This window comes from Streptococcus sp. HMSC061E03 (assembly GCF_001813505.1).
Lineage (GTDB): Bacteria > Bacillota > Bacilli > Lactobacillales > Streptococcaceae > Streptococcus.
Genome location: NZ_KV812784.1, coordinates 819,841 through 827,725 on the forward strand (window position 1 = coordinate 819,841; position 7,885 = coordinate 827,725).

Below are 7,885 nucleotides of genomic sequence, written 5' to 3' on the forward strand. Positions count from 1 at the left end.
TATATGGTGATTTCTATATCTCAGTATAAAATACTGGCTGAGCACTTTCTTCAGATGTCACACTTGAACTCCAAAAATTGCTTTTTCTATTGATGGCTTTTTGTTATAATGAAAGTATGATAAAAGAAATAAGTGTTTTAATTTTAGCCTATCTATTAGGCTCCATTCCTTCAGGATTATGGATTGGGAAAATCTTTTTCCATATTAATATACGGGAACATGGCTCGGGCAATACAGGAACGACTAATACCTTTCGGATTTTAGGGAAGAAAGCTGGGATCATCGTCTTTGCGATTGATTTCTTAAAAGGGACTTTAGCAGTTCTCCTTCCGACTTTCTTTGGAATTCAAGGGATCTCACCGATGGTCTTTGGTCTCTTAGCTGTTTTAGGTCACACTTTTCCAATTTTTGCTGGATTCAAGGGGGGAAAAGCAGTGGCGACAAGTGCTGGTGTCTTACTCGGCTTCTCGCCTATCCTACTACTAATTTTAGCTGTGTATTTTGTAGCCAGCCTGTATTTAACCAGTATGATCTCGTTTTCGAGTGTTACCGTTGCGCTACTCGCCATTCTATCTGTCCTCCTTCTCCCTTTGACTGGATGGATCTTGCACGGTTATGATCCGCTTTTTACAGTCATTGTCTTGGCCTTAGCGACCTTGATCATTCTTCGCCACAAGGACAATATCCAACGGATCAAAGAGAAAAAAGAAAATCTTATCCCTTGGGGGAAAAACATCACCCACCAACAACCAAAAAACTAGAGCGCATACTCTAGTTTTTTTGATTGGATCCCCCTTATACTTTTGAACAGATCCTCATTATAAAGCATCGACTAGGTCCATCAGTATTTCCATTGGTGTTTTTTTCCTACGACCATTAACCGTTTCGATAAGATGATAAACTTTTAAACGATTGTCATTGCTAAAGACAAACTCAAAGCGGAACTCCCGTCCGTTGGGTGCCACTGTATCAAATTTCGTTTTATATTTATCATGAACGGGGCTAACTGGAAATTTATTGAAGAGTAATCGTCGTTTCTCCCCTGCTTCTTTCAAACAGTTTTCTAGCTCCTGACAATAGTTATAAAACAGCTGATAGAGGTCTTCTTCTGAAATTCTTCTTCTCCGAACTAATGATGTAAAATCCGAAAAATTTCTGCGCGGGATTTCAATGCTAAATGAGAATCCCTCTTGGTTGATTCTTTCTAAAAATGCATCTCTTGAAATCATAGAACTACTCTTTCTTTTATCAATTTGTAGTGAACCCTTATTGTTTCTATACACAGTCAATCCATTATGTAATCAAGCAGATCCATCAAGGTTAGTTTCTTGCGACCATTGACGGTCTCAAATAAATTATAAACTCTTAGTTCTTGGTTCTTTTTAAAAGCAAACTCAAAGCGGAACTCCCGACCATTGCATGCGACTACATAAAATCCGGTCTGATACTTCCTCTTATCCTCTACAGCTTGCATTTGCCGTTCTTCTACCTCTCTACAAAGCAAAAGAAAGATCTGATAGAGTTGCTCCTCAGAGAGCCTTTTTCTCCAAACCAATGACTTGAAGTTATTGTACTGCCACCATGGGATCTGGATGTTGAAAGAAAAACCTTCCTGATTGGCTTTATCGATAAACGCTTTTCTGGAGACCATACTAACTCCTCTTCTATTGGAACATCGTTTGCCTCTATTATACCATCTTTTATCCTTCCACAAAAAAAGCATCCCAAATGGAATGCTTTTTCTGTTTCTTAATAGTATTCCCCTTGGCGGTAGTTCCAAGAGTTGAAATGATCGGATAAGTGCATCATGATCTTATCAATATCCAATCCCTTACGGATCACGACTGGACAAGTGTTGACAGAACGGCTGCCTGTTCCTTGTTCTGGGATGAGTTTTCCTTCCGCGTCAACCATAGAGACCATCACACCTTGTTCATAGCGCGTTTCAATTGTTTTGTCTGGTTGGATAGAAGCTACATAATTGTCGGCTTCGATGACCAAGTCCACAGCACCTTCGATGCGCTCACCGATTCCTTCGACTTTCCCGCGGTTTCCCTTCCCTGAAGGGTTTGCGGATGAAGCATAGACCATCTTGCCTTCTTTTTCCCACATTTCTTTGGCGATTTGCTCACCAGCTTTACCAAATTTGATGACAAAGCATGAAGTTCCACGAACGTCTGTCATGAGTTCTTCACGTCCATCTCCGAAAGCTTGCAATTTTGCATAGGCATCTTCACGCCAAGGAAGGATACAACCAAGCAAGATATCTTCATCCCAATGTTTTTGGTAGAAGGCCTCGATTTCAGAATTCAATTGAGCAAGGGCACGCAGTTCATCCATGCTCCCGCAGAGAACCACACCTGGTTTGTTGCGGTTGCGTTCTTTGGCTTCGAACTTCCGTTCCAAGCCAGCCTTGTCACTGGTCATGATGATGTAGCCAACTTTGGTAGGGCAGACGATACAGCCACCCTCTCCTTTAAGAATACCAAATCCTTCTTGTGAAAGTTGTCCGTCCCATTGAATGTGTTTTGTCATAAGTCTCTTTCCTTTTCTATTCTTTTTAGTATTGTATCAAAAAATAGTCTCAAATTCAATATATTTTCAGAAAATTCTTAATTAAGTATACAATTTTATCATTGCCAGTAAGCTGGCCGGTTCTTCTCATAAGACGCGATCAAGTCTTCGTACTGAAGCGTAATCCCGATATCATCCAAGCCGTTGAGCAATTTGTGTTTCCAATCTTGATCGATCTCAAAGCGAAACTCTCCAACAGGCGAGATAATCTTCTGCTCTTCCAAATCTACTGTCACTGGATCTGTCGGCTTCAAACTTGCCAATTGTTGACGAACCTCTAAAGGCTGGACTATTGGTAGCATCCCATTATTAAGCTCATTATTGTAATGGATATCTCCAAAGGATCCAGCGATAACGACTTTAAAGCCATAGTCAGCTAAAGCCCAGGCTGCGTGCTCCCGAGAGGAACCAGCCCCAAAATTGTCACCAGTGATCAAAATGGTTGCCTTGCGGTATTCTGGCTTGTTAAAGATAAAATCTGGATCCTCGGTATACTGGTCATCCAAATAGCGCCAAGCATACATGAGGTATTTCCCAAATCCTTTTTTATCAATCAACTTTAAGAATTGCTTGGGGAGGATTTGGTCGGTATCAATATTATCGTTCATCAAAGGAACCGTAGTTCCTTTATAAATGGTAAATTTCTCCATGCTTCCTCCTTTTACTCAACTTCTGGCATTTGGCGCACGTCGACAAAGCGACCAGCTATTGCTGCTGCAGCGGCCATAGCGGGGCTACAGAGATGGGTCTTAGCCCCAAATCCTTGGCGGTCTTCAAAGTTCCGGTTGCTAGTTGACGCACAGTGGACCCCATCTGGAACCTTGTCTGGGTTCATTCCTAGACACATGGAGCATCCTGGATCACGCCATTCAAAGCCCGCATCCATGAAGATCTTATCTAAGCCTAATTTTTCGGCAGCTTGCTTAACCGGACGAGAGCCAGGTACCACAATAGCAGTTAAGTTTGGCGCAATTTTTTTGCCTTTCACAAACTTGGCTGCCAACTCCAAATCGCTGAGACGCGCATTGGTACAAGAACCGATAAAGATATAGCCTAATTCAATGTCTGCTGGTTTTTGGCCAGGTTCAAGATCCATATAATGATAAGCCCGTTCATCATTCATGTCCCGAATCTCTGGAAATGGAGTCTCAAAGTCCACTCCCATTGAAGGATTGGTCCCCCAAGTCACCATCGGAGCAAGATCAGATACATCCATACGGATGACCTTATCATAAACGGCATCGTCATCACTAACCAGAGTCTTCCAATCAGCTACTGCGGCCTCAAAATCATGTGGCACACATTCGCGTCCCCGGAGGTAGTCAAAGGTCGTCTCATCTGGATTCATGATCCCCATTTTGGACCCAAACTCGATCGACATGTTACAGATGGTCATGCGTTCTTCCATGGTCAAGCGATCAATTGCTTCTCCCCGATACTCTACGACATAGCCAACTCCACAAGCAACACCGTAGCGCGCTATCAAAGCTAGGATGTAATCCTTTGAATAGATCCCTTTTTGTGGGGTTCCGGTGAATTCAACCAACATTTTCTTTGGTTTGACTTGCCAGATGGTTTGGGTAGCAAAGACATGCTCCACTTCACTGGTTCCAATCCCAAAGGCGATGGCACCGAAGGCTCCGTGGGTGGCGGTATGGCTGTCTCCACAGACAATAAATTTTCCAGGCTGGGTCCGACCAGTTTCAGGGCCCACCATATGAACGATTCCTTGCTTAGCAGAACCATGGCCAGCATGATCAATACCAAAGTCCACTACATTCTCAGCTAATTTATCAATCTGGGCTTTTGAAATCACATCTCGAATATCAAAAATATTGACCGTTGGAACATTGTGATCAAAGGTTCCAAAGGTTAAATCGGGTCGTCGAACCTTGCGTCCTGCATCCCGTAATCCTTGAAAGGCTTGCGGACTCGTCACTTCGTGGATGTAGTGTTGATCCACATACATGAGTTGGGGTTGTCCTTCCACTCCTGTAATCACGTGGCGGTCCCAAAGATTATCAAAGATAGATTTTCCACTCATCGTCTTTCTCCATTTATCTTGTTGTTAGGAAATCCATTGAAGGATTAGAAAGAGGGCACCTGCTAAAAGAAGGCTACTGCCCCACCAGGTGGCTTGAAAATACCATTTCCGCACCTTGTGGTGAAAGAGATATCCACTTAGTAGAGCTCCGAATCCACCAAGCACCCAGCTCTCGAGTAACAGGACCTTTTCAGGAATCCGCCACCTGTTTTGGATAGCTTTTCGTTTATCTAAACCATAGGTCAGAAATACGATACTATTCCAAATTGCGATTAGCACTAAACAGCGATCTCTCCAAGTCATCTTAGAGATTCCCAATAATGGCTGCAGTCATCTCTGCAGTAGAAGCCTGACCACCTAGATCCCGTGTCAAGATTCCTTGATTCAAGGTTTGATTGACGGCTTCTTCGATCATTTCTGCACCTGCTGTTTCTCCAAAACTGTCTCGGAGCATCATGGCAACGGACAAGATCATGGAAATCGGATTGGCAATGCCTTGACCAGCAATGTCAGGTGCTGAACCATGAATCGGTTCGTACATACTTGGTCCTTGGTCGGAATGACTGGCAGATGGCATCACGCCTAGTGTTCCAGGAAGGACGCTGGATTCGTCAGATAAGATATCTCCGAATAGATTCTCTGTCACTACGACATCAAAGCGGGCTGGATTGGTAATCATGATCATGGCCGCACTATCGACAAGCTGGTGCTCCAAGGTCACATCTGGAAATTCTTTGGCAACTTCTTCTGCCACTTGGCGCCACAATTTAGAGGTTGCCAGAACATTTTGCTTATCGATACTGGTCACTTTCTTGCTACGTCCTTGCGCGATCTTGAAGGCTTGGCGAATAATCCGACGGATTTCTTCTGCACTGTAATCATTGATATCACGCGCTGTATCTTCTTTCAAGATATGCTCTCCAAAGTAAATCCCACCTGTCAATTCACGCACGACCACGAAGTCGACCCCCTCAATACGCTCTGGCTTCAAAGGAGACAAGTGTTTCAAGGCGTCGAAAACCCGTACAGGACGAATATTGGCAAAAAGGTTTAATTCCTTACGAATAGCGAGCAGGCCTTGTTCTGGACGAACAGGAGCATTGTCATACTCAGGACTCCCGATGGCTGCGAGAAGAATAGCATCCGCTCCTTTAGCTGCTTTTAGAGTATCTTGGGGAAGTGGGTGGCCAGAGGCATCAATTCCAGCACCCCCAAAAGGTTTGTCTTCTAGACTATAATCAAAGCCAATTTTGGGAGCGACGGCTGCGAGGACCTCTAGTCCAGCTGTCATGATCTCAGGGCCAATCCCATCTCCTGCAAGTGTTACAATTTTCTTTGTCATGTTCATTTCCTCTTAGGCTTGCGGAAGATCACGGTAGGAGACAGCTCGTCCCATCTCACCCGCATTCTCTTTTTGAACCAGCGTGTTGGCATTGATATAAGCGATGGCAGAGGCTTTTAATACATCGAAGTCCAAACCAGAGGCATTGAAGATCGTATCTGTATCAACATTTTCCACCGATACCAAGACACGGGCTTGGGCATCGATCCCATCTGTCACTGCATCGATATTGTATGAGGTCAAGCGAACGGTTTGGTTGAAGAATTTATCAATCGCATTAAAGATCGCTTCAACTGACCCTTGACCATTGGCAAGGAATTCAAGTACTTCCCCTTCTTCATTGCTGAGGCTAACCGCTGCTGTAATCGTTTCGTCTGCATTAGTGGTTAAGCGGAGATCGTTAAATTGGAATCCTTCTGGATTTTCCACTGCTGTACCGGCAACAAGGGCGCGGATATCGGCATCTGTGATCTCGTGTTTTTTGTCTGCCAGAGATTTAAACTTAGCAAACAATGGCTTGATGTCTTCTTCTGTAAATTCCAGTCCCAACTCATGCAGTTTTTCGACAAAGGCATGGCGACCAGACAATTTTCCAAGAGGGAGGCTATTGCTCTTAACACCCACCAACTCAGGTGTGATGATTTCATAGGTAAGAGGATTTTTAAGAACTCCGTCTTGGTGAATCCCAGACTCGTGTGAGAAGGCATTGCCACCAACAACCGCCTTGTTTTTAGGAATTGGAATACCAGAGTAACGAGAAACCAACTCAGAAGTGTTGATGGTTTCATTGAGGACAATCGGACTCTCCACTTGGAAATAGTCTTCGCGAATATTGAGAGCAACCGCTACTTCTTCAAGTGCCGCATTGCCGGCCCGCTCCCCGATTCCATTAATGGTTCCTTCGACACGACGGGCACCATTTTTAACAGCAGCGAGGCTATTAGCCACCGCCATTCCTAGGTCATCATGGCAATGAGGTGAATAGATAATCTCGCGATCTGTCTTGACATGGTCAATCAAGTATTTGAAAATGGCACCGTACTCCGCTGGTGTCGTGAAACCGACTGTATCAGGAATGTTGATATAGCTAGCACCAGCATCGACTGCAGTCTGTACGACTTGCAAGAGGAAATCCAATTCTGTCCGAGTCGCATCTTCTGGCGAGAATTCCACAATCTCAAATTTTGAGCGAGCGTAAGAAACGTGCTCTTTGATCGTTTCAAGGATTTCTTCCTTTGTCTTGTTGAGTTTAAACTCCCGGTGAATCGGACTGGTTGCGATAAAGACGTGAATTTGTGGATACTTAGCATCCTTCAAGGCTTCATAACAAGCATCAATATCTGATTTGACAGAACGGGCCAAACCTGTCACGGCTGTCTTGGTCAAGACCTTGGCAATCTCTTGAACAGCTGTGAAGGAATCAGGACTAGCTGCAGGAAAACCTGCTTCAATAGCAGAAATGCCCCACTTTTCCAATTGTTTAGCAATGGCAATCTTTTCTTTGATAGAGAAATTAACTCCTGGAGTCTGTTCGCCATCCCGAAGGCTGGTATCTAAAAATTCAACTTTACGCATAGGGTCTCCTCATTTCTATGTAGTGGATATAAAGAAAAACATCTCACTCGGTTAACCAAGCGAGATGTTTTTGCCCGCTTGGTAAGCCAAACAGGACTAATGCTTCTGCACTAGCCCTTATACCTCAACAACAAAGCAAATTGAATAAACTTAACTGTTTTCATGTTTGACTTTCTCCTTTGTTCAATGTCTTGTTTAGTATTTTAGCATAGGGAAAAAGCAATGTCAAGAATTTTCTACAATATTCTGAATTTTTTGAATAGAAACAAAATAGAGCTTTCAGTTCTAGTTAGATTGAAGATAAAGTCATCTTAGAATCTTTCCTTAGGTGAAGACGGACGTCAGCGAAC

Annotated in this window: 9 protein-coding genes; 1 reads left to right on the plus strand and 8 read right to left on the minus strand. The window is 43.7% G+C overall.

Annotated elements, in window-relative coordinates; translation table 11 throughout:
• Positions 1 to 116 precede the first annotated feature (116 nt).
• Entirely contained in the window at positions 117 to 761 is a 645-nt protein-coding gene (gene plsY, locus HMPREF2917_RS04105) for a glycerol-3-phosphate 1-O-acyltransferase PlsY (RefSeq protein ID WP_070589075.1), read from the plus strand.
• 57 nt (positions 762 to 818) lie between these two features.
• Here plsY and HMPREF2917_RS04110 read toward each other — a convergent pair whose 3' ends face one another.
• The 8 genes from HMPREF2917_RS04110 to HMPREF2917_RS04145 form a co-directional block, all read right to left on the minus strand.
• Complete coding sequence (locus tag HMPREF2917_RS04110; protein WP_070589077.1) at positions 819 to 1,229, minus strand: hypothetical protein; 411 nt, start codon at positions 1,227 to 1,229, stop codon at positions 819 to 821.
• Between the two features lie 56 nt (positions 1,230 to 1,285).
• Positions 1,286 to 1,651, minus strand: coding sequence for a hypothetical protein (locus HMPREF2917_RS04115; protein ID WP_070589078.1), 366 nt, complete (start codon positions 1,649 to 1,651; stop codon positions 1,286 to 1,288).
• Between the two features lie 98 nt (positions 1,652 to 1,749).
• Positions 1,750 to 2,535: an L-threonylcarbamoyladenylate synthase gene (locus HMPREF2917_RS04120; RefSeq protein ID WP_070589079.1), complete on the minus strand. Its 786-nt coding sequence runs from the start codon at positions 2,533 to 2,535 to the stop codon at positions 1,750 to 1,752.
• 98 nt (positions 2,536 to 2,633) lie between these two features.
• Positions 2,634 to 3,224: a 3-isopropylmalate dehydratase small subunit gene (gene leuD, locus HMPREF2917_RS04125; RefSeq protein WP_070589080.1), complete on the minus strand. Its 591-nt coding sequence runs from the start codon at positions 3,222 to 3,224 to the stop codon at positions 2,634 to 2,636.
• Positions 3,225 to 3,235: 11 nt separating this feature from the next.
• Positions 3,236 to 4,618 carry a 3-isopropylmalate dehydratase large subunit gene (gene leuC / locus HMPREF2917_RS04130; protein WP_070589081.1) on the minus strand — a complete coding sequence of 461 codons (1,383 nt, stop codon included), beginning with the start codon at positions 4,616 to 4,618 and terminating at the stop codon, positions 3,236 to 3,238.
• A gap of 24 nt (positions 4,619 to 4,642) precedes the next feature.
• Positions 4,643 to 4,921, minus strand: a complete 279-nt coding sequence (locus HMPREF2917_RS04135) for a DUF1294 domain-containing protein (RefSeq protein ID WP_042766154.1) — start codon at positions 4,919 to 4,921, stop codon at positions 4,643 to 4,645.
• Position 4,922: 1 nt separating this feature from the next.
• On the minus strand, positions 4,923 to 5,960 hold the full coding sequence (gene leuB / locus HMPREF2917_RS04140) for a 3-isopropylmalate dehydrogenase (protein WP_070589083.1): 1,038 nt from the start codon (positions 5,958 to 5,960) through the stop codon (positions 4,923 to 4,925).
• 12 nt (positions 5,961 to 5,972) lie between these two features.
• The gene (locus HMPREF2917_RS04145) at positions 5,973 to 7,535 is read right to left on the minus strand and encodes a 2-isopropylmalate synthase (RefSeq protein WP_070589085.1); all 1,563 of its coding nucleotides are present in this window, start codon (positions 7,533 to 7,535) and stop codon (positions 5,973 to 5,975) included.
• Positions 7,536 to 7,885: the final 350 nt, after the last annotated feature.

Coding starts and splice junctions, on each gene's coding strand:
- plsY (WP_070589075.1), top strand. CDS start 117: ATGATAAAAGAAATAAGTGTTTTAATTTTAGCCTATCTATTAGGCTCC.
- HMPREF2917_RS04110 (WP_070589077.1), bottom strand. CDS start 1,229: ATGATTTCAAGAGATGCATTTTTAGAAAGAATCAACCAAGAGGGATTC.
- HMPREF2917_RS04115 (WP_070589078.1), bottom strand. CDS start 1,651: ATGGTCTCCAGAAAAGCGTTTATCGATAAAGCCAATCAGGAAGGTTTT.
- HMPREF2917_RS04120 (WP_070589079.1), bottom strand. CDS start 2,535: ATGACAAAACACATTCAATGGGACGGACAACTTTCACAAGAAGGATTT.
- leuD (WP_070589080.1), bottom strand. CDS start 3,224: ATGGAGAAATTTACCATTTATAAAGGAACTACGGTTCCTTTGATGAAC.
- leuC (WP_070589081.1), bottom strand. CDS start 4,618: ATGAGTGGAAAATCTATCTTTGATAATCTTTGGGACCGCCACGTGATT.
- HMPREF2917_RS04135 (WP_042766154.1), bottom strand. CDS start 4,921: ATGACTTGGAGAGATCGCTGTTTAGTGCTAATCGCAATTTGGAATAGT.
- leuB (WP_070589083.1), bottom strand. CDS start 5,960: ATGACAAAGAAAATTGTAACACTTGCAGGAGATGGGATTGGCCCTGAG.
- HMPREF2917_RS04145 (WP_070589085.1), bottom strand. CDS start 7,535: ATGCGTAAAGTTGAATTTTTAGATACCAGCCTTCGGGATGGCGAACAG.